21 protein-coding genes and 1 pseudogene are annotated in these 21,767 nt (G+C 41.3%); 13 read left to right on the top strand and 9 right to left on the bottom strand.

What is annotated here, in order from left to right; genetic code table 11:
* Window positions 1–29 precede the first annotated feature (29 nt).
* Both pal and NPX98_RS02030 read right to left on the bottom strand, forming a co-directional pair.
* Window positions 30–551, bottom strand: a complete 522-nt coding sequence (gene pal, locus NPX98_RS02035) for a peptidoglycan-associated lipoprotein Pal (protein WP_269022327.1) — start codon at window positions 549–551, stop codon at window positions 30–32.
* A 225-nt stretch (window positions 552–776) separates the two neighbouring features.
* Window positions 777–1,466, bottom strand: coding sequence for a DUF1013 domain-containing protein (locus NPX98_RS02030; RefSeq protein WP_269022326.1), 690 nt, complete (start codon window positions 1,464–1,466; stop codon window positions 777–779).
* Window positions 1,467–1,821: 355 nt separating this feature from the next.
* On the opposite strand from NPX98_RS02030, the gene NPX98_RS02025 reads away from it, so the two are divergent.
* The gene (locus NPX98_RS02025; protein WP_269022324.1) at window positions 1,822–2,568 is read left to right on the top strand and encodes a YebC/PmpR family DNA-binding transcriptional regulator; all 747 of its coding nucleotides are present in this window, start codon (window positions 1,822–1,824) and stop codon (window positions 2,566–2,568) included.
* 528 nt (window positions 2,569–3,096) lie between these two features.
* On the opposite strand, the gene rpmE is transcribed toward NPX98_RS02025, so the two are convergent.
* Entirely contained in the window at window positions 3,097–3,318 is a 222-nt protein-coding gene (gene rpmE, locus NPX98_RS02020) for a 50S ribosomal protein L31 (RefSeq protein WP_269022322.1), read from the bottom strand.
* Window positions 3,319–3,575: 257 nt separating this feature from the next.
* Between rpmE and NPX98_RS02015 the strand changes: the two genes are divergently transcribed.
* Window positions 3,576–5,363 (top strand): ABC transporter transmembrane domain-containing protein, encoded by a 1,788-nt coding sequence (locus tag NPX98_RS02015; protein WP_442864449.1) that lies wholly within the window; start codon window positions 3,576–3,578, stop codon window positions 5,361–5,363.
* Between the two features lie 295 nt (window positions 5,364–5,658).
* Here the strand turns inward: NPX98_RS02015 and NPX98_RS02010 are convergent, their stop codons facing one another.
* The 4 genes and pseudogenes from NPX98_RS02010 to NPX98_RS01995 form a co-directional block, all read right to left on the bottom strand.
* On the bottom strand, window positions 5,659–6,450 hold the full coding sequence (locus NPX98_RS02010) for an inositol monophosphatase family protein (protein WP_269022319.1): 792 nt from the start codon (window positions 6,448–6,450) through the stop codon (window positions 5,659–5,661).
* A gap of 18 nt (window positions 6,451–6,468) precedes the next feature.
* Window positions 6,469–7,032 carry an elongation factor P gene (gene efp, locus NPX98_RS02005; protein ID WP_269022318.1) on the bottom strand — a complete coding sequence of 188 codons (564 nt, stop codon included), beginning with the start codon at window positions 7,030–7,032 and terminating at the stop codon, window positions 6,469–6,471.
* Between the two features lie 255 nt (window positions 7,033–7,287).
* Window positions 7,288–8,193, bottom strand: a pseudogene (locus NPX98_RS02000) (tetratricopeptide repeat protein); the annotation flags it as partial.
* 617 nt (window positions 8,194–8,810) lie between these two features.
* Entirely contained in the window at window positions 8,811–9,494 is a 684-nt protein-coding gene (locus NPX98_RS01995) for a thiamine phosphate synthase (RefSeq protein WP_269022316.1), read from the bottom strand.
* A gap of 89 nt (window positions 9,495–9,583) precedes the next feature.
* Here NPX98_RS01995 and NPX98_RS01990 point away from each other — a divergent pair, with 89 nt between their 5' ends.
* From NPX98_RS01990 to NPX98_RS01940, 11 genes are all read left to right on the top strand, one after another.
* Window positions 9,584–10,741: an OpgC family protein gene (locus NPX98_RS01990; protein WP_269022315.1), complete on the top strand. Its 1,158-nt coding sequence runs from the start codon at window positions 9,584–9,586 to the stop codon at window positions 10,739–10,741.
* A gap of 188 nt (window positions 10,742–10,929) precedes the next feature.
* Window positions 10,930–11,448, top strand: a complete 519-nt coding sequence (locus NPX98_RS01985) for a DUF1465 family protein (RefSeq protein ID WP_269022314.1) — start codon at window positions 10,930–10,932, stop codon at window positions 11,446–11,448.
* Window positions 11,449–11,689: 241 nt separating this feature from the next.
* Window positions 11,690–12,199, top strand: coding sequence for a crossover junction endodeoxyribonuclease RuvC (ruvC, locus tag NPX98_RS01980; protein WP_269022313.1), 510 nt, complete (start codon window positions 11,690–11,692; stop codon window positions 12,197–12,199).
* A complete protein-coding gene (gene ruvA, locus NPX98_RS01975) occupies window positions 12,196–12,840 on the top strand; it encodes a Holliday junction branch migration protein RuvA (RefSeq protein ID WP_269022312.1) in 645 nt (214 codons plus the stop codon). Before ruvC ends, ruvA begins: the two co-directional genes overlap by 4 nt.
* The gene (ruvB, locus tag NPX98_RS01970) at window positions 12,833–13,945 is read left to right on the top strand and encodes a Holliday junction branch migration DNA helicase RuvB (protein WP_269022311.1); all 1,113 of its coding nucleotides are present in this window, start codon (window positions 12,833–12,835) and stop codon (window positions 13,943–13,945) included. Before ruvA ends, ruvB begins: the two co-directional genes overlap by 8 nt.
* Window positions 13,938–14,393: a tol-pal system-associated acyl-CoA thioesterase gene (ybgC, locus tag NPX98_RS01965; RefSeq protein ID WP_269022309.1), complete on the top strand. Its 456-nt coding sequence runs from the start codon at window positions 13,938–13,940 to the stop codon at window positions 14,391–14,393. Before ruvB ends, ybgC begins: the two co-directional genes overlap by 8 nt.
* 142 nt (window positions 14,394–14,535) lie before the next feature.
* The gene (gene tolQ, locus NPX98_RS01960) at window positions 14,536–15,249 is read left to right on the top strand and encodes a protein TolQ (protein ID WP_269022308.1); all 714 of its coding nucleotides are present in this window, start codon (window positions 14,536–14,538) and stop codon (window positions 15,247–15,249) included.
* 11 nt (window positions 15,250–15,260) lie between these two features.
* Window positions 15,261–15,713, top strand: coding sequence for a protein TolR (gene tolR, locus NPX98_RS01955; protein WP_269022306.1), 453 nt, complete (start codon window positions 15,261–15,263; stop codon window positions 15,711–15,713).
* A 70-nt stretch (window positions 15,714–15,783) separates the two neighbouring features.
* Window positions 15,784–17,130, top strand: a complete 1,347-nt coding sequence (locus NPX98_RS01950; protein WP_269022305.1) for a cell envelope biogenesis protein TolA — start codon at window positions 15,784–15,786, stop codon at window positions 17,128–17,130.
* Between the two features lie 72 nt (window positions 17,131–17,202).
* Entirely contained in the window at window positions 17,203–18,525 is a 1,323-nt protein-coding gene (gene tolB / locus NPX98_RS01945) for a Tol-Pal system beta propeller repeat protein TolB (RefSeq protein ID WP_269022304.1), read from the top strand.
* A gap of 352 nt (window positions 18,526–18,877) precedes the next feature.
* Window positions 18,878–19,006 carry a DUF4102 domain-containing protein gene (locus tag NPX98_RS01940; protein ID WP_269022303.1) on the top strand — a complete coding sequence of 43 codons (129 nt, stop codon included), beginning with the start codon at window positions 18,878–18,880 and terminating at the stop codon, window positions 19,004–19,006.
* A gap of 89 nt (window positions 19,007–19,095) precedes the next feature.
* Here NPX98_RS01940 and NPX98_RS01935 read toward each other — a convergent pair whose 3' ends face one another.
* Together NPX98_RS01935 and NPX98_RS01930 are read right to left on the bottom strand one after the other, a co-directional pair.
* Window positions 19,096–20,127 (bottom strand): class I fructose-bisphosphate aldolase, encoded by a 1,032-nt coding sequence (locus tag NPX98_RS01935; protein ID WP_269022301.1) that lies wholly within the window; start codon window positions 20,125–20,127, stop codon window positions 19,096–19,098.
* A 75-nt stretch (window positions 20,128–20,202) separates the two neighbouring features.
* A complete protein-coding gene (locus NPX98_RS01930) occupies window positions 20,203–21,414 on the bottom strand; it encodes a phosphoglycerate kinase (protein WP_269022300.1) in 1,212 nt (403 codons plus the stop codon).
* Window positions 21,415–21,767: the final 353 nt, after the last annotated feature.

Here is a 21,767-nt window from a genome sequence, read left to right as displayed (position 1 = left end):
GCCTCCTTGGGGCTACTGACCAAATTCTTTTAACGATCTCTCACGGTACTAACTGTCGTCACAGCGCGCCGATTTTGGTTCCAGCAAGAAATATCGTCACAAATTGCCACTGGTCTTTCTTTTCCGTATGAAATTGTTTGCAACCGTTGTGCAGACACCCCAAGAGAAATCAAATAATCGCGTGCGGCAACAGCGCGGCGCTGCCCAAGTGCCAAATTATATTCACGCGTACCGCGTTCATCAGCATGACCTTCAATCGTAACAAAATAGTGAGGATTACGAAGCAACCATTCCGCTTGGCGTTCCAAAATACGTTGAGCATCAGGCTCAATAGAAGAAGAATCAAGACTAAAGAAAATGCGGTCACCAACATTAACAACAAAGTCCTGTACGGAACCTGATACTGCATTCTTAACGTCAGCACCATCCATAGAATAACTGCTCATACTGTTTGTTGCATTGATATCTTTCTTAGCACAACCAACCATAGCCAATAGAAAAAAAAGAACCACTGCAAATGGATGACGAGTAACGCTTTTGATAGAGTCCATAGACTGCTTCTCCTTATAAACAACGTCAAAGTTAAAATAACGCACATTCTTACCACCTCTGCAAGAACATGACCTTAACAGCTCTGCAAGAATAATTGTTAATGTTTAATTAATATAAAAAGCTTTACCACTTTTTATTTTCTATCTCGTTCTCATTTTCTATCAATTGCCTTCACAGCGCCTTTTTCAGAACCGTTTTGAACCATCGCGCAACCCTATATTATTCTATACATCGTCTTGACGATCCTTTTGAAGAGCGTTTAATTTGGCGAAAATTTTATCGGCATCAAAATTTTTATCGACGACTTGTTCAACCTCTGCTTCATTGAAAGCGAAATTTTCTGTCACCGATGCAGGAAGCAAAGTCCTATCTTCCTCCACAGATACGGGACGATTTTTTTCAACGCGCTGGAGTTCAATATTCAAATCCATTTGCGAGCACAAACCAAGCCCCACAGGATCCCGAGGGACTAAATTAGCACTATTCCAATGTGTTCTGTGGCGAATTTGCTCAATGGTTGATTTTGTTGTTCCAATCAATCGTGCAATTTGCGCATCTTTCAACTCAGGATGATTAAGAACGAGCCATAAAATACCATTGGGGCGATCCTGACGCCGAGAAAGAGGGATATAGCGAGCACCCTTGCGTTTTTTTTCAGAAAAATGCACTCTTGACTCAGAGATTCTTAAACGTGCGGTTTTATCGGCTTCAACCCGTGCGATTTCACTCCGCGTCAATTGTCCAGAACTAATTGGATCCAGCCCTCTAATACCGTAGGCAGCTTCGCCATCAGCAATGGCTTTCACTTCCAACACATGTAATTTACAAAACTCTGCAATCTGATCGAAAGAAAGTGCTGTATTATCAACCAGCCAAACAGCTGTTGCTTTGGGCATCAAAAGTTGCATTGCCATTTTTATACCATCCTCTTACTTACCTGTTTTTATAGCAGAGTATTGCCCTCTTTTGAAGCTATAGGTATTTATTTCTATATATTAGATAGCCTTTGACTTAAATGTTAAGACTCTCTCCTTTTCGCTCTCATAAAGCGAAACATAGAGTAAACCAATTCTGCCATGAAATTACTTTATATTATAACGTGATTTTCATGCTACGACAAGATACCTATCTTTTAGTAATTCTAACGAGAATATCTTTACCTTTGGTCAGAATTTTCTTATAAGGGCTTTTAAATCTATTCACCCTACGCAGCGGTACGTTTGTTCTGCTGAAAAAAGCGTTTGATCACCTAAACGGAAAGGTAAGCCTATGGCAGGCCATTCACAATTTAAAAATATTATGCACCGTAAAGGACGTCAAGATGCAATGCGCTCGAAAATATTTTCCAAACTTGCACGTGAAATTACGGTTGCGGCCAAACAAGGCTCTCCTGACCCTGCAATGAATCCGCGCTTAAGGCTCGCTGTCCAAAATGCCAAAGCACAATCAATGCCGAAAGATAATATTGAACGAGCCATTAAAAAAGCCTCCGGCAGTGATGTCGAACATTATGATGAAGTCCGCTACGAAGGATATGGCCCTGGAGGCGTTGCAATCATTGTTGAAGCTTTAACCGATAACCGAAACCGAACCGCTTCAAATGTGCGTGCCGCATTTACCAAATCAGGCGGTGCTTTAGGAGAAACGGGTTCAGTTAGCTTTATGTTTAATCGAATTGGTGAAATCGTCTACAAGCCTGAAGCGGGCACAGCTGATAACATTATGGATGCAGCCATTGAAGCAGGCGCTGAAGATGTCCAAACCGAAGAAACTGGCCACCACATTATTTGCGCATTCGAAGATATTGGTGAAGTTTCAAAAATGCTTGAAACAACACTCGGTGAAGCAGAATCCATCAAAAATATTTGGAAAGCCACCATCCTTGCACCCGTAGATGAAGAAAAAGCTCAATCTGTTTTACGCCTTATTGCAACTTTAGAAGAAGATGATGACGTGCAAAATGTTTATACTAATTTTGATGTTAGCGATGAAATTTTAGCGAAACTATCTGCGTAAATCATCTTTTGCTTTGCTTCAAATGTAGCTTCTTGCCCCCTCTTTTGGGCCTTAGCTATGATTCTATTGCGGACTTCAACATCTCAGCTTCACTTAAAGAGCTGCTATCATCTGCTTGAAATTCAGCTGTTAGTATACCTTAGAAGACAGTTATCGATCGCACTTTGAATGACTATCTGCTGAACTTACTATTCAGCCACCCAGCCTGCTCAGAATTGAGCTATCCGCTTTATTTAGAAGGCAGCCACCATCTCGCCGCAAACTTAAACATCTGCTTGATCTAGAGATCCGCCACCTATTATTCGTTTAGGACCTCGCCACACACCTTATGAGATGAGAGGTTTTTAACCGATTCTTTTCTGAGCTTTTGCAGAAAGTCATAAAGCTGGACACATTAAAAACGCAAAAGAAACGCAAACCTTATCGGGGTTTAAAACTGATTAATCCCAGAGAAATAGACTAATCTTATTGAAGCTTTTGTGTCTTTTACACTCCACAAAAGCCAACACATTTTACAGATCGCAAATTTTAAACACCAAGATTACCAAAGCGATTTTTGAATTTAGAAACGCGCCCACCACGATCTACCAATGTTTGAGAACCGCCCGTCCACGCTGGATGGGTTCTTGGATCAATATCCAAATTAAGGGTATCACCCTCTTTTCCCCAAGTCGAACGCGTTGTATACTGAGTTCCATCAGTCATGACAACGTTAATCATATGATAATTAGGATGAATATTCGCTTTCATACAGTAAACTTTCTGTTTTTATACAACGAAACACCAGCTTATGCGAAACAACAGCTTATGCATCGATATGATACATTGCTTTTGTTTTTGCTTTGGCACGCTGACTTTATATTTTATTACATTGACTTTATTTTATACATTCAATAGGCTGAAAATTTATTATAATTGAATACATAAAAAAAAACAAGTATTTAAGAAATTTAATCAATAAAATCTTTTGAGGCACAAAAGTGCATAAACAACATCACGCAGAATCCCTGAAGAGTTCTACACGACCCGAAAGACCATTAAGCATAAAACATTCTTTAACTTTTCTTGCCAGTTTTGGTCCTTACGTTATACGTTATCGCTGGCTTATGATAAGTGCTTTATTGTCTCTGTCTCTTGCTGCTTTTATTACACTCGTCTTTCCTATCGCTATTCGTCAAATAATGGATCATGATTTTAACGCATCGGAGAGTGGCAGACTCGATTTTTATTTTGGTATTTTGTTGTTGTTAGCCTTACTTATGGCTCTTGCTTCAGCCAGCCGCTACTATTGTGTTACCACTTTGGGTGAACATATTGTCGCAGATTTACGGCGCGATGTTTTTACGCACCTCATGCAACTTTCACCTGCTTTTTTTGACAAATCCCACTCTGGCGCAATTGTTTCGCGGCTTTTAACAGACACAACCCAAATAAAATCAGCACTCGGATCAACAATCTCTATTGCTTTGCGCCATCTGATTGTCATCATCGGAGCAATGATAATGATGGTCATTACGAATGCCAAATTATCCTTACTCGTTCTACTGACCATTCCCTGTGTTACCTTTCCCCTCGTAATCTTTGGGCAAAAGGTTCGCACACACACACGCACAGCACAGGATCGTGTTGCCGATGCAAACGCTTTAGCGACTGAACAGGTCAGTGCTATTCGCACGGTACAAGCCTTCACCGCTGAGAAACTTATTTCTACACGTTTTTCAAACTTAATTGAATCTGCATTTCAAACAGCACGCACTTCAGTTGTCGTGCGTTCCATTTTTACCGCATTTGCCATTTCTTTGGTTTTTAGCAGCGTTGTTGGAGTTTTATGGATCGGATCACGTGATGTTTTGAATGGTAATCTGTCTGTTGGAGCATTAAGTCAATTTTTCCTCTATGCAATATTCGGTGCCAGCACATTCGCACAATTATCAGAAGTCGGTGCAGAATTAGCACAAGCAGCGGGTGCCGCTGAACGGCTTTCAGAACTTCTGCAAGAAAAACCCTCTGTTATGACCCCTAGTATCCCTTTGCCATTGGCAAAACCCGTTCAAGGAGCCATTGTTTTTGACAAAGTCAATTTCAATTATCCTTCCAGAGCAAATGATAAAATTTTACAGAATCTATCCTTTTCGATCAAAGCGGGGGAAACAGTTGCCTTTGTAGGCGCATCTGGTGCAGGAAAAAGTACCATTTTTTCTCTTATTTTCCGTTTCTATGATCCCGAAAGCGGGAATATCCAGTTTGATGGCGTTGAGATTAACCGCCTTTCCCTGCATGATTTACGTTCCTTTATTGCTTATGTCCCACAAGATGTCGACATTTTTGATGGCACATTACGCGATAATATTGCCTTTGGTACTGAAAATGCCACTCATGAACAAATCATCGCCGCAGCCCAAGCTGCCAACGCTTTTGAGTTTATTGAAACCTTACCAGATGGCTTTGATAGTCTGGTTGGAGAACGCGGTATCATGCTTTCCGGTGGACAAAAACAACGTATCGGCATAGCGCGAGCAATTTTAAGAAACGCCCCCTTATTGCTACTGGATGAAGCAACTTCAGCTTTAGACGCATACAGCGAAAAGCTTGTACAAGATGCCTTAGAAAAACTCATGAAAAATCGTACAACTTTGATTATCGCACACCGTTTAGCCACAGTTTTAAAAGCAGATCGTATTCTTGTTCTCGATAAAGGAACTCTTGTTGAAGAAGGGACTCATGCACAGTTGGTCGCACAAAACGGGGTTTATGCGCGCTTGGCTAAACTCCAATTCTCACCAGACAAAGCGTAGTAAAAAGAGAACCACCAAGCACCAAAGCATACCATCATTAAAAAGGATAACCATTATCAATGCTTGAAAACGTATCCTCTGCTCCCGAATATTCTTGTAGGAAGCCTTATACTCTCAAAAATTGAGGATCAGACCTGCTTTAATCAAGCACATTCTTGTTCTTGGTGTCCTACTCCTTCGGATGCTTTTGCGAAAAATCCTGCTCCCTCAAATAGTCTTGAAATCAGGACTTTTCAACAAAAAAACCTTCTAGCATATCATATCCCTCGAATATTTTTGCAAAGAGCTGAAACATTCAAATACCTTTTTTGAGAATTTTCCTTAATTCCGCTTGAACAAATTCATTGCCAGCAACGATATTTTTTGCACAAAAAATATCGTTTTTTCCTTCTTTATCAGTAATAAAACCACCGGCTTCACGAACCATCAATATCCCTGTAGCCATGTCCCAAATTGTAAGATTATTTATCCACAAACCATCTGTTCTTCCCGCAGCCACGTAAGCCAAATCGAGAGAAGCGGCTCCCAAAGAGCGAACACCTGCAACTTCAACCATAACATTACGCAATTCAATCAGATATTGCCCATGTTGGGGAGAACCTAAATGGGGAATTGCCGTCGCAATCATACAATCTTCTAATTTTCTCCGTGCGGCAACACGACAACGTCGATCATTATAGAAAACACCATTTCCGCGTTCAGCAGTAAAAAGTTCATCAAAAACAGGATTATAAATCACAGCAGCAACAATCTGGCCTTGACGTTCCAAAGCTATAGAAACGGAGAAAAAAGGGATACCATGCAAAAAATTTGTTGTTCCATCCAAAGGATTAATAATGAAACGATGCTGGGGATCTACTCCCGTTATTTCTTCATTTTTTTTCATAAGAAAACTGAATTTGGGTCGCGCTTTCATCAAATCCGTGAAAATAATTTTTTCCGCTTTGCGGCCGGCTTTACCGACATAATGCGCTGGACCTTTCAATGATACTTGCAAATTTTGGACTTCACCATAATCACGCACTAAAGAGCGACCAGCTTTAATTGCGGCTTGCACCATAACATGCATGATCGCAGAATGAGCCATATCTTACTTACCTCTTGTTTAATTTGCACGACGCAAATAAATTAATTCATTTGTGTCAACAATCACACGTTCACCCGAATTAATGAAAGGCGGCACAAGAATACGAATACCATTTTCAAGCACTGCGGGCTTATAAGATGATGTAACCGTTTGCCCTTTAATTGCGGGATCGGCCTCAGCAATTGTCACGGTGACTTGATCGGGAAGCGATATACCAATTGGTTTTTCTTGATAGAGTTCAACCGTCACAGTCATCCCATCTTGCAAGAAAGCAGCGCGGTCACCAACAAAATCTTTTTGCAATTCGAGCTGTTCATAAGATTGTGAATCCATAAAGACCAAGACATCACCCTGTTGATAAAGAAAGGTAAAATCCTTTTGTTCGAGTCGAACTCTTTCAACGGTTTCAGCCGCTCGAAACCGCTCATTGAGTTTTGTACCATCGATCACATTTTTCATTTCGACTTGATTAAATGCTCCGCCTTTTCCTGGTTTTACGGCATTGCATTTAACAGCGACCCACAAACCTCCTTGATGCTCGATCACATTTCCGGGTCGAATTTCATTACCATTAATCTTCATCGTTCTTATCCAATTTCGTCTTTGCGGGGAAGAATCCCAATTCTGTCCTTACAGTAGAGAACTCCAATTATGTCTTTAAATAGAGGAAAACCTTTATGAACTCTAGCTTTTGGCTCTTCATAGAGCAGAAAAAGTATCCTGATTATAAACCTTTATCAAGTCCTTATAAAATATTGCCCCAAAATTTGCCAAAAGATTTTCTTTTAGAAATTAGATATTTGCATAAAAGCACTTTGTTTCGCATTGAGCATATCTTTAGAAAGCAAATATGAGTTCCATCGCTTTTTTGGAGGCTTCCTCCAATTGGTCGGCGCTCAAACCTTGCAGCATAATTTCGAGATCGGACACCTGTACTTTTGCTTGCTTTGCAACCATATACCATGCCGCTGCCATGATAATATCGCCTTTTGTCCCGATTCCAGCATGATAAAGCTTTGCCAAATTGATCTGTGCTGGCACAATCATGTTCATTGCATTGTTAAACAGTAAATGAAAAGCCCGTTGAAAATCGGTTTTTCCACCACGGCCTTGAACAAGCCATTCTGCTAAGGTTATTTGAGCCATTATATGATTATTATTGGCTGCAACTTCAATCAATCTTAGCGCATTGTAATCATCTTTCGGTCTTGTTAAAGTTCCTGAAGCAAGAATTTGTGCAGCAGCAAAAGCGGCATCAGAATCACCTAGGGAACTACCTTTTAAAAACCATTTCAAAGCCTGTTCAATGCATTCATGGTCTTGGCTTTGTAAAGAAACACCTGGAAGAGATTGCGTTTTGCGCGAAGCTTTATAAAGAAGCAATTGTCCATAATGGAAATAGGCCTCCGGTAAACCAGCCTGCACAGCTGTTCGGATATATTCTTCGGCTAATTCTTGATTTTGTGTAATAAAACGACCTTCAAATAACATAAGACCATAGCGCAATTGTGCATGCGGTTCGCCTTGTTTTGCAGCACGTCCAAACCATAAAGCTGCACGCGCACCATCACTTGGAACAGCATATCCTTCCAGATATATTCGTCCAACTAAAGTTTGTGCGATTGGATCGCCTTGTTCGGCACGTCTGATCGCTTCCCGAAGAGCAGTTAAATAATAACCTTTAACATAATAATCATAAGCTTCATCATATTGTCCTGCTTGTAAAAACTGAAAAGGTTTTTGATCTTCTTCCACCTCCACTGGCACTGATACCTCTTTCACCTCCGCTGGCACTGGTACCTCTTTCACCTCCGCTGGCACTGGTACCTCTTTCACCTCCGCTGGCACTGGTACCTCTTTCACCTCCGCTGGCACTGGTACCTCTTTCACCTCCACTGGCACTGGCACCTCTTTCACCTCCACTGGCACTGGTACCTCTTTCACCTCTGCTGGCACTGGCACCTCTTTCACCTCCGCTGGCACTGGTACCTCTTTCACCTCCGCTGGCGCTGGCACCTCTTTCACCTCCGCTGGCACTGGTACCTCTTTCACCTCCGCTGGCACTGGCACCTCTTCCACCTCCACTGCCGGCACTAGCACCTCTTTCACCTCCGCTGGCGCTGGCACCTCTTTCACCTCCGCTGGCGCTAGAGCCTCTTTCACCTCTGCTGGCACTGGCACCTCTTTCACCTCTGCCGGCGCTAGAGCCTCTAGTTCCTCTAATTGAATGGTGTTTAAAGTCCTTTTAGATTTCGAAACACTCTCAGATTGTGAGAATATATCAGGGATTTCGACGAAATGGGCGACAGCTGCGATAGACCAGAATACGAGTAAGATCAATAAACCAACGATTCTTTTTATCATGGATATTGCGTCTCCGTAGATAAGGGAGACTGTATACATTTTCTTTTTATCATATCAAGCACACTCAAAGGATCATCATGGGCAAAAATCATTTCTTCAACCGCAATAAATTCACATGCCGTTGCCAAGGTTTCATCAAAAGATGCGGGATCACTCCCAGCTTGAATAATGGCAGGAATTTCCATAATCTCAGCCCACCATTGCGCCAATTGTATATTTCTGGGATGAGAGTGTCGTTTTTTATCAGCACCAAGTTTTCCAAACAGCAGATAATCGCTCCCGGCTTCAGCAGCATTCATAGCAGAATGACGATTACGCAGATTTCCAAAGCCAATGATTTTGCCTTCCTGTTTCCGTTTTTCAAGATTTTTCAGAGCATTAACATTACGATCCAAATGCAAGCCGTCTGCTTTGATTCGACCAGCAATACGGCCTTCATCAGCGATAAGAAGAGCTGCACCGTTTCGCTGAATATCATCAGCATATAATTGAGCATTGTTTTGGAAAAAGACCTCATCCCCCTGATCGATTTGCGAATCGTAAAGGATAACGCATGCAAAAGACTCTGTTTGCAAAATTTGATGCAAAAATGCAGGCTTTAAAGAACGCCGAACATCTAATGTCAAAACTAACTGAGGAAAAAGACAAATCTCACCCGACTTATTCTTTTGTTTTGTCATACAGTATCCTTGAGTCTAAAAAAGGTTCTTTTTATTGTCACATTTTGCTAAAAGAAGCGTTTCTTTATATCGCTTATCAAGGTTCATCTATGGCTCATCCTGGTTCTTTCAATCACGATCTCCCCCCTTCTAACCGTGATACACGCATTGATGTTGTCCGTTCTCTAGCGTTATTGACGATTTTCATCAATCATATTCCTGGCACAATCTATGAACATATAACACATAAAAATTTCGGTTTTTCCGACGCCACAGAAATATTCGTTTTGCTTTCAGGTGTCTCTCTTGGACTTAGCTTCCATGCTCGTTTCCACAAAGAGCGTTTTACTTTGATTGTGCGCAAACTTTGGCGAAGAGCTTTTCAGCTTTATAAAGCGCATCTTTTTGCCACCTTTGCGACTTTAAGCCTTTTTTTAGGAGCATCTTTTCTTTGGAACTCAGAAAAACTTTTATCGATGAATAATATAGGTTTATTTCTGACACAACCTGTTACCGCATTTTTCAGCACACTGAGCTTTGGCCATCAATTAGGTTACAATAATATCCTCCCGCTTTATATTGTTCTCACAATTATTTCTCCCCTTGCACTGTATTTAAGCTGCAAGCATAAAAGGCTTCTTCTTTTCATCTCATTCATAATCTACTTGATATGTGGCTTTTATAAGATTGCACCACCTTCTTATCCTTTACCGGGAAAGTGGTTTTTAAATCCTTTATCATGGCAATTCCTTTTTGTAATTGGATTAACAGGCACTTTATATCTCAAACAAGGAAAAACCATCCCATTTCAGCCTTTTTTATTCATTTTATCAGCTGGTTATATTATCCTCTCGTTATTATGGGTGCGCTTAAATTGGTGGTGGGTTCTCGGTTGGCTTAACTGGTCTTCACCACTCGTTAATTTTAATAAAACTTTTTTAAGCCTTCCTCGTCTACTCCATATTCTTTCCTTATCATTCTTGGTTCTTTGCCTTCCTTGGCTTTATAAGCGATTACGCGTTTCCGAGAAGCACCCCTTAGCTATTTTGGGAAAACACGGCTTACCGGTTTTTGTAATCGGCACTATTTTTGCGATATTTGGACAGATTTTTAAAACATTAGTGCCCAGTAGTTTTTTTTCCGACACCCTCTTAATCATGAGCGGAATTGCAGTACAATTTTTCGTCGCCTATTATTATGAAAATCAAAAATCTCATAGACAAAGCTCTCGTTCTCCCTCGCCATCAGAACATCAAAGAAATGCATAATACCGACTACGCAGGACATGAAACACGCATGTAAAAGCGCATTAACCCTAGTGTAAGAAGCGCATTGCACAATTCTTGAAAAAAAGCTATCCAATTGGAGGAAAAATACTTTATACAACAGTGAAAGGAACTTTTCATCCTTATGTTTGTTGATTACCATAGTTCCATACTTGGGAGTGTAAAATAGCGTGAGTGCACATAAACATCCACATGATGAGCTCATTCTCATGATTGAGCATGATGCCTTTGAGAATGTTTTTAACCGCCTTTGTGAAGAAACAATGATTCTGATTGAAGAAACAGCGGCTTATATTGATACAGAAGGCAAATTAGCAGCTCGTTCCCTTCCGGCAGAAGTCTCTGCACTTTACGCGAAAGAAACTGTGTATTTAAGTACGCGACTTATGCAAGTAGCCTCTCAGCTTTTGCTGCTTCGTGCAGAGCGTGAAGGAGAAATGTCACCGGAACAAATACAGAAAGAAACCGCAAAAATATCCCTTCATACACCATCACTAAGCCAAGAAACCGACCATTGGAAAGAATTACCAGAAATTTTTCGCCACTTTGTGATCCGTTCTCTTCGTATAGAAGAACGGATGCGCTATATAAGCTACAATAAACAACAAGTATCTTCCCATACTTTAGAGAACAACAATCCGGTGAACAAACAAATCCAATTGCTTCAAACAGCTTTTCAGCGTCCTTAAACAATTTTTGTCCCTTGATCCTCTCTCGATCTTCGGTTTCTCACGCCCACGCTTCTAGCCGCGATCTTTTATCCTGTTTGCCCTAATTCTTAAGCCTCTATTCCACTCATTCTTTCAGATGCACCCTCCCCTTTCGGCATTCTTTTTTGGTTCTCCCCTTATTTTTGCACGGGGTTAACTGTCTTATGTTCTAGTTTTGTTGCATCTGTTCAAATAGAAATAAATAGCATAAACTCGCTCTATGGCAGAAACGATTCGTATTATAGGCATTGATCCAGGACTCCGACAAACAGGATGGGGTGTTATTGACCTCTTAGGCAATCGTCTGCACTTTGTCGCAGCAGGAACAATCTACTCTGACGCACAGTGCACCCTCCCCTCCAGATTATATCAACTTTATAAGGGGCTTTCAGATACTGTTCATCAATTTATGCCTCATGAAGCAGCTGTTGAGCATGTTTTTGTGAACAAAGATGCTACGGCCACTTTAAAACTAAGTCAAGCACGCGCCATTGCACTTCTTGTCCCAGCGCAAGAAGGTCTTCCCGTTTCTGAATATGCACCGAACCAAATCAAAAAGTCTGTCATTGGTGTCGGCCATGGTACTAAAGAACAAATTCATATGATGGTAAAAGTTCTTCTTCCACGCGCTGAGTTTGATAGCAATGATGCAGCCGATGCGCTTGCTCTTGCACTCTGCCATAGTACCCACCGTACCAGCTTCTCCTATCTCTCAAAGGTAAGCCCATGATCGGCAAATTAAAGGGCACCCTTGAAAATATCTTTGACGATCATGTTATTCTCGATGTGCAGGGTGTAGGATATATCGTTTTTATATCAAACCGACTTCGTCCTTCTTTACCATCTCTTGGTGAAAATTTAAGCTTGTTTATTGAAACACATGTTCGTGAAGATGCTATCCGCCTTTTTGGTTTTGCAACGAAAACGGAACAAGATTGGTTTTGTCTTCTGCAAAATGTGCCCGGCGTCGGGACAAAAGTTGCCTTAGCAATTTTAGGCACATTATCGCCCGATGAACTCGCACAAGCGATTGCACTCAACGATATTCCAACGATCAGCCGCGCTCCGGGCGTGGGCAAGAAAGTGAGTCAAAGAATTGTAGGCGAACTTAAAAGCAAAACCCTTCCTCTAAGTGAAAACAGCAAAAACAAATTACATTCCGTCTCCAGCTTTCACCCAGAGGCAACAAATCAACCGGTCAACGACGCACTATTGGCTTTAATCAATCTTGGTTATGAGCGCTCTCAAGCAGCCAATGTTTTAGCTTCAGTGATAAACACTCTTGAAGGAGAAACAGTCTCTTCAGCACTCCTTATTCGCCATAGCCTTAAATTGCTTTCCTCTCACTTAGCACAAGGTAAAGATGCATAAAAACGAAGATAAACGGCTTCTTGATGCCGTTCCCCTTCCCAATGATCCTGATCGTTCCTTAAGACCACAAGTGCTCGATGACTTTATTGGTCAAGAAGCGGCACGCGCAAATTTAAAAATATTTATTGAAGCGGCAAAAACACGTAAAGAAGCACTGGATCATGTTTTGTTTGTGGGGCCGCCGGGTTTGGGGAAAACAACACTTTCGCAAATTATGGCTAAGGAATTAGGCGTTAATTTTCGTTCCACATCAGGACCAGTGATTGCCAAAGCAGGAGATTTAGCGGCTCTTTTAACCAATCTGGAAGAACGTGATGTCCTTTTTATTGATGAAATTCATCGTTTAAATCCGGCGATTGAGGAAATTCTTTATCCCGCCATGGAAGACTATCAGCTTGATTTAATCATTGGAGAAGGTCCAGCAGCTCGTTCGGTCAAAATTGACTTAGCTAAATTCACTTTAGTGGCTGCAACCACACGTTTAGGCTTATTGACCACACCATTACGGGATCGTTTTGGCATCCCAATTCGGTTAAATTTTTATACTATAGAGGAATTAGAATATATCGTTCGACGCAATGCGCGCCTTTTTTCGGTTTATATCAGCGAGGATGGGGCTCATGAGATTGCACGCCGCGCACGTGGTACCCCGCGCATTGCAGGACGGCTTTTACGTCGTGTCTGTGACTTTGCTCTCGTCAAACATGCTCAAACCATTGATCGCTCAATTGCTGATGAAGCACTTTCCCGTCTTGAAGTCGATCATTTTGGTCTTGATCCTCTTGATCGACGTTATCTACTACTCATTGCAGAAACTTTTTTAGGCGGCCCCGTAGGCGTTGAAACCATTGCAGCCGCTCTTTCAGAACCGCGTGATGCTATTGAAGATATTATTGAACCTTATCTGCTCCAACAAGGTTTTATTCAACGAACCACCCGTGGGCGGATTCTCACAGAAAAAGCTTGGACACATCTAGGGCTTTGTGCACCTACGTCCGCACTTTCAACACAAAAATGTACTCAACTAACCAACGTACATGTTCAAAATCAGATGCAAACGCATTCATCGATACAAACGACCTTATGGGAAGAAGACGATGGCTGAAATAACATTTGTTGATGACAATCATGCAAACTTTTTTCACGATCTTCAAATACGCGTCTATGTTGCAGATACAGACTTCTCTGGTGTCGTTTACCATGCGCGCTATTTGGAGTTTTTTGAAAGAGGTCGCTCAGAATTTTTGCGTAATACGGGTTTTAATAACAGCGGATTAGCATCAGGAACCCAAGATGAAAAACTGTTTTTCGTCGTGCGGCATATAGACATTCATTTTTGCCGACCAGCACAGATTGATCATCTTTTAACCGTTAAAACACGCCTCACGCGTCTTCAAGGAGCACGTTTTTTCATGGATCAATATATCCTGCACGATGATAAAGTGTTGGTTGATGCGAAGGTTGAAATCGCCATCATTAACCAAGAAGGCAAACCACGGCGTTTACCCCAAGGTCTTTTTTCGACAATCCTTCATAGAAACGATACCGTGTAAAAGCGTCACTGTGCAGTGCTCTTTAAAACACAGAAAACTTATACTTCAAATTTAGCATCTGTAAAATAAATTTAGAAACTGTAAAATAATGCGTGTTATTAGATTTTAAAACATGAATCTTTCATTTAAAGAGGTAGACATTATGCCACACATAGAGCTTACGGCTCCAGAAGCGATTGGAGTGTTAAGCTTGTTTATGCAAGCAAATTGGGTTGTGAAATCTGTTATGATTGGATTATTGCTGGCTTCCATATGGAGCTGGGCGATTATTTTTGATAAAATCTTTACTTACCGAAAAATACGGCATGAAATAAAGTATTTCGAGCGCGTGTTTTGGTCAGGCGAACCCTTAGAAAAACTTTATGAAACCTATAAAAATCAACGTACCAATAGCATGTCGGCCGTTTTTGTAGCAGCAATGATAGAATGGAAAAAATCACTCTCAAAAGGGATTCATACATCATTAAACCTACAGACCAGAATTGACAAAGCGATGGATCTTGCTTTGGGGCGTGAAAGTGCAAAAATAGAATCAAGATTAGGCTTTTTAGCAACCCTTGGATCAGCTGGTCCCTTTATCGGCTTATTCGGAACGGTTGTTGGTATTATGAATTCATTTCTTTCTATTTCAGCATCTCAAAATACATCGCTGGCAATTGTAGCTCCGGGCATTGCAGAAGCACTTTTAGCCACTGCAATTGGTTTGTTTGCAGCAATTCCAGCGGTTATTGCTTATAACAAATTGACCAATGAAAGTGCTTACATCATCACGCAAATAGAGAGATTTGCTGATGAATTTTCAACAATTGTGTCACGGCGCATCGATGAGACGATGACATCTAATTCATCTTTATAGAGAGATCTATCATGGGATTTTCTGTTGCTTCTTCTTCTCAAAAAAACACACGGAGACGGCGTAGCTCAAGCAAGCATCTAATGAGCGAAATTAATGTAACACCTTTTGTTGATGTGATGTTAGTTTTGCTTATCATCTTTATGGTATCGGCTCCACTTCTAGTCAATGGCGTTCCTCTTGATTTACCTCGTAGCCAAGCGGGACCAGTGCACGCCGATAAACCTCCACTCACAATTTCACTTGATGAACAAGGGCGTTTAGCAATCAATCAAGATTATTACGATACCTCTGAAGATCTGATGTCAAAGCTCAAAGCACAACTGGCTATTGATCCGACACAAAAAAATCAACGCATTTTCGTGCGTGCCGCTAAAACTGTCGAATATCAACAAGTATTACAGCTTCTCGCTGATATTCAAAAAGCGGGCTTTTCACAAGTTGCTCTAGCCAGTTTGGCGCAATAAAAACCACTCTTTAGGCAATCGATGCAAAAATGAGCGTTGTGATTGAAAAATAAAAAGGTAAAATGTATAGATGGATAAAAATTCTTATCATAGCATGAAAGGAAGCTTGGCTTTATCCCTTGCAGCGCATATCGTTCTCATCATTTGGGGAGGCGTACATCTTACCAATTCCAACATCCCACCACAACAAAAGCTAGAAGCAGTTCCCATTACCTTAGCTCCTTTTGAAAAAGAACTTGCCCTGCAACAAGGCTCATCCAGTGCTTTGCCTAATGAAAATTCAAAACCAAAACCAACGACCAAACCTCCAGAAAAAGAAGATGTACACCATATCGGTGATGGCATAGTGGATAATATAGCGCCTTTCAAGCCAAAAGAAAAACCGCGGCGAGTTGAGGCAGCATTGTCCACTTCTGGAAAAAAGGATGTTCCAGAAACACCTGTACCACCACTCAAAACAAAAGAATTGCTAGAAGAAAAAGTTGAGGTATTACCAACAGAAATTACGCCGGAAATAATCAAACCAGAAGTAAGCACGCTAAAAGAAGCTGTGCCAAAAGAAACCACATCTGAAATAACCAAGCCAGAAGTAGGCGCACCAGAAGCGAGCACACCAAAAATAAGCAAACCGGAAGTAACTGCTTCGAAAGAAGCTGCGCCCAAAAAAAACATACCCGAAATCATTAAACCAGAAACAACCACACCAAAAGAAATTGCGCCAAAAGAAATCACGCCGGAGATAATCAAACCAGAAGTGAATGCTTCGAAAACAACTCGAAATGAAGTCATAACACCACAGAAGAAACCAGAATCAAGTGCACCAACAAAGCCAGTTAAAGCAATACCAGCACATAAACCATCCAAAGAGGTTGAGCAACTAGAACATACGCCTCTCCCACAGGTCAAACCAAAACAAGACAAACAATCCGTACCCCAAAGAGCGCACGCTCCTGAAAAACAAAGCGAACAAACAATTGAAGATATTTTAGCAATGGAAGAAAAAAATCTTTTGAACCGCATGCGTACTCAAGGAGGTGGAGCAAAGCGATCTGATGAAGAGGAAGCATTAGGAAAGAAAAAAAATATTGGCGATACCACAAAAATGGCGCAAACATTAGTGAATCTTGCTGGTTCATGTATTCAGGAAAAGCTCAAACTTGTTGCCATTGGTAGCAATTTAAAAAACCGTCCAATCGTGCGTTTGCAATTTTCCTTAAACCGCGAGGGAATGGTCATAGGAGATCCGATGATTGAACCACTCAGTGGCGACAGAAGCCAGCAGGACATTATGATGCGGCAAGTGTATGCGGCTGTTTTCTCATGCCAACCTTACGCAAATCTCCCACGCGATCAGTACGATTTGTGGGGACAGGGTTTTGATTTTAATGTTGATCCCCTTCAAGAAACAGATCTATGAAGGAATATCTCTACGTAAAATAAATCTCAAAATGCAACAAAGTTGTCTCTCTATGAAAGGATGCATTCCATTATGACTGTAACAAGACATTCATTTTTTTCTTTGTTTATTGTCACCATGAGTTTGTGGCTTTCAGGGTTTTCCTCTGCCTCTGCGCAGTTGAAAGGCACCATTGTCAACGCTGATTTTAATCCCATACCAATCGCAATTACGGATTTTATCTCCAGCGATTCAATAGGACAAAAGATTTCTGCCGTAGTCTCAGCAGATCTTGAACGATCTGGGCTTTTTGTACCGATTGACAAGGCATCTTTTCTTGAACAAATCATCAATCCCAATAGTCAACCGCGCTTTTCCGATTGGCAGACAATAAAAGCTCAAGGGTTGGTTACTGGACAGGTTGTAAGAGAAACAGATGGACGATTAAGAGTCGATTTTCGTTTATGGGATGTCTTTGGTAATCGACAAATCAAAGGACAACGCTTCTATACAGCAACAGAACGCTGGCGGCGTGTTGCGCATATGATCGCGGATGAGATTTATAGTAAAATGACAGGTGAAAGTGGTTATTTTGATACGCGTATTGTTTTTATCGATGAAACAGGCCCTCTCAATGCACGTATCAAACGCTTAGCAATTATGGATCAAGATGGAGCTAATTTAATCTATCTCTCTAATGGAAAAGAATTGGTGCTCACGCCACGTTTTTCACCCAAGCGACAAGAAATAACCTATATGGCTTATGGCCATAAGAAAACGCCCCACGTTTATCTTCAACAAATTGAAATGGGGCAAAGGGAATTAATAGGGGCTTTTGACAATATGACTATTGCCCCACGTTTTTCGCCTGATGGACAAAAAGTAATTATGAGTTTGTTACAAAATAATGGCAGTGCCAATCTTTACACAATGGATTTACGAACACGTACCATGACACGCCTAACGGCAACTCAGGCTATTGATACATCTGCCTCTTATTCACCGGATGGCAAACAGATTGTCTTTTCATCTGACCGCAACGGAAGACCACAAATTTACACGATGAACGAAGATGGAAGCAATCTTCAGAAAATTTCATCAAACGATAGCAGCTATTCAACACCTATTTGGTCACCGCGTGGTGATTACATCGCTTTTACGAAACAATCTCAGGGACAATTTTCCATTGGTGTTATGCGTCCCGATGGACAAGGGGAGCGGATTTTAACCACAGGTTTTCATAATGAAGGTCCAACCTGGGCGCCAAATGGGCGCGTGCTGATGTTTTTCCGCAAAGATCCCGGCGTAGGACCCAAAATTTACACGATTGATATTAGCGGACGGAATGAACGTCTATTACCAACCCCTAATGATGCCTCTGACCCAGCATGGTCACCCTTGCTCAATCTCCAATAGCTCAATCTCCAATAAAAGAGAACTATACAAAATAATGTTGCTTTCGTGAAACAATTAAAAAAATGACCGCAGTATAGTTTCTCTTATTCAGTGTTTAATGCAAGAAAATAACATGCAAGCGGAAACACTCGACACCAACCGTACCTGTTTATGCTTACTCAAATAATCTATTGATTCTTCAGAAGAAATTGTAAATTTTCCTGCTGTATTGAACCATTTGATATTGTAAGATTTTATCATTTCGTGCACTATTACTGCAAATACTGCAAATCATTAAAAATCACTCAATCGCACATAAAGAAGGTGGATTGGGAGGAGGACTGAATTATAGCGTTTTAAAGATAGATTGGGCATGCAAACGGTAAACCGTTTAAACGCAAGAGTCGTGGCAACACTTAGTGCCGGTAAAGATAATAATGGAACTCGTTTGTGGCTTGACAAGCGTGAGAATGATGGCATTCCATGGAGTTTGCTTTGCTAATCTTTAAAATACACCTCTCCTACACAGCAAAAACACCTCTATGACGACAATCACCGTAATAGAGGTGCTGGAGCATACCAAACTGTTCTTTAAACAAAGGACTCTTCCTCTTCCTTTCTCCATTGTCCTAAAGCTGCAAGATGATTCATCCGAGCACGATGATAAAAAGCCTTTTGTGCAGCCGTAATATTTTCTTCTTTTCCGCCCCATATTTTCAAAGCAGCCGATTGCAACGCACGCCCATAAGAGAAGGTCAATTTCCACGGCAATGTCCCCTGAGCATTCATAGCAGACAAATGAGCTGTTGCCTCTTCATCAGACTGCCCACCTGAAAGAAATGCAATCCCTGGGACAGCAGCAGGAACAGTCTGTTTAAGGACGTAAATAGTCTTTTCAGCAACTTCTTCAAGTGAAGCTTTACGCAAATCTTTGCCATCAATCACCATATTGGGTTTTAAAATCATACCTTCACACAGAACACGAGCCTGAAATAATTCTTCAAACACAGTTTTTAAAACAGCTTTTGTAACATCAAAGCAGCGTGTTATTGAATGCTGGCGCGATGGACCATCCATCAACACTTCTGGCTCTACAATCGGAACAACGCCCACTTCCTGACACAAAGCAGCATAACGTGCTAAAGCTTGTGCATTTTGGTATATTGCACCTTGTGTTGGCAAAGAGTGCTCATCAATTGCAATCACCGCACGCCACTTGGCAAAACGTGCCCCTAACGCATAATACTCTTTTAAACGCTCACGAAGAGCGTCCAATCCTTCTGTAATTGTTTCATGAGCGAAAGCTGCCAATGGCTTAGCACCTGTGTCAACTTTAATGCCTGGCAAAGCACCGGATTCCCGAATGATGTCTGTCAACATTTGACCGGTAGACGCCTTTTGGCGAATAGTTTCATCAAATAAAATAACACCAGAAATAGCGCATTCCATAGCTTCTTTTGCAGTGAAAAGCATTTCACGATAGGCACGACGATTATTTTCGCTTGATTCTATACCAATGCTTTCAAAACGCTTTCCAATCGTAGCGGTACTTTCATCAGCCGCCAAAATACCTTTCCCCGATTCAACCAAAGACAGTGCTATATCTTCAAGACGTTCATTCATAAAAAATTCCTCTTTTTTGTCTTAATTTTCAAAAGTAATTGATTAATCAATACAATATAAACAACATGCTATAAACTACATCATAATCTTCCCAGCCTGCATTAAAGCGAAAACGCCAGGCAGAGTTTTACCCTCCATCCATTCCAAGAAAGCCCCCCCAGCCGTTGAAAGATACGTAAAATCATTGGCAACTCCAGCATGATTCAATGCAAAAGCCGTATCTCCTCCTCCAGCAATTGAGACCAACTTCCCTTCTTTAGTGCGCTCTGCTGCATGGCAAGCAACAGCAATCGTACCCCGATCAAAGGGAGGCATCTCAAAAACACCAAGCGGCCCATTCCACACAAGAGTTGTAGCCTTATCAATTGCAGCATTGATACACGCAATAGAGCGCATACCAATATCCAAAATCATCCCATTTTCAGGGATATCATCAATATCATAAAGGCGATAAGGTGTGTCTTTTGTAAAACGAAATCCAACCACCGCATCAACAGGCAAAAGAAGCGTACATTGGCACTCACGCGCTTTTTCAATAATTTCTTTAACTGTTTCCATGAATGTAGGTTCACAAAGAGATTGACCAATATGGCTACCTTGTGCAGCTAAAAAACTATTAGCCATGCCACCCCCAATCACCAAACAATCAACTTTTTCAACCAAATGATTGAGTACAAAAAGCTTACTTGAAACCTTAGCACCACCCACAACGGCTACCACCGGATGAACTGGATTGCCGAGTCCTTGTTTTAAAGCCTGCAATTCACGCTGCAATGCACGCCCTGCATAAGAAGGCAAAAAACCCGTTATCCCCTCGACAGAAGCATGAGCCCGATGAGATACAGAAAAAGCATCATTCACATAAATATCACCATTGCGCGCTAAAGCTTCTGCAAAAGAACGACTATTTTGTTCTTCGCCTGAATAAAAACGGACATTTTCAAGCAAAAGGATCTCACCCTCTTGCAACGCTTCAACCGCCTCCCGAACTTCTGCACCAATACAATCTTTTACGAAAAAAACCTTCTGATCCATTATGTTTGCGAGGACTTCAGCAACAGGTCGTAATGAAAATTCTGGCATCACCTGCCCTTTCGGGCGACCACAATGCGACAGAAGTATCAGCTTAGCACCCCGTTTTTGAAGTTCCATGAGCGTCTCTTTATGCCGCTCAATACGCGTTACATCACATACCTTCCCCTGAGACATTGGAACATTAAAATCCACCCGCACGAGCACACATTTTCCTGAAACATCAATATCATCAAGTGTATGAAATTCTTTCATTGCTCTCTCCACTGTCTGATCCCCGATTATTGTTGCTATTTTTACGGCTTCTCTGTTTAAAATGCTTTCGCAACGTCCCTCAAACTTCTATTTCTCTACCAAACACCGTAGACTCTTTCTGTGCTTAATCTTGCAGAATGAATCTCATTTTCATTTCCTTGATAGTCACCCCTTTTTGGCTCTGGCTATAATCAACACAAACCAAATGCACGAGCTGCACTCTTCTGCGGAGGGCAGAAAAAGACCCTTTCTATACTTGAGAGGGCAGAATGAATCTCATTCCTGTTTTTTCGACAATATCCTCTTTGATTCTCTATTTCAATCAATACCGACTAAACGCGCTCGTGACACTT

Source organism: Bartonella sp. A05 (assembly GCF_026930145.1).
GTDB lineage: Bacteria > Pseudomonadota > Alphaproteobacteria > Rhizobiales > Rhizobiaceae > Bartonella.
Note: the sequence above shows the minus strand (reverse complement) of the source record. Positions and strands in the feature narration are given on the sequence as shown.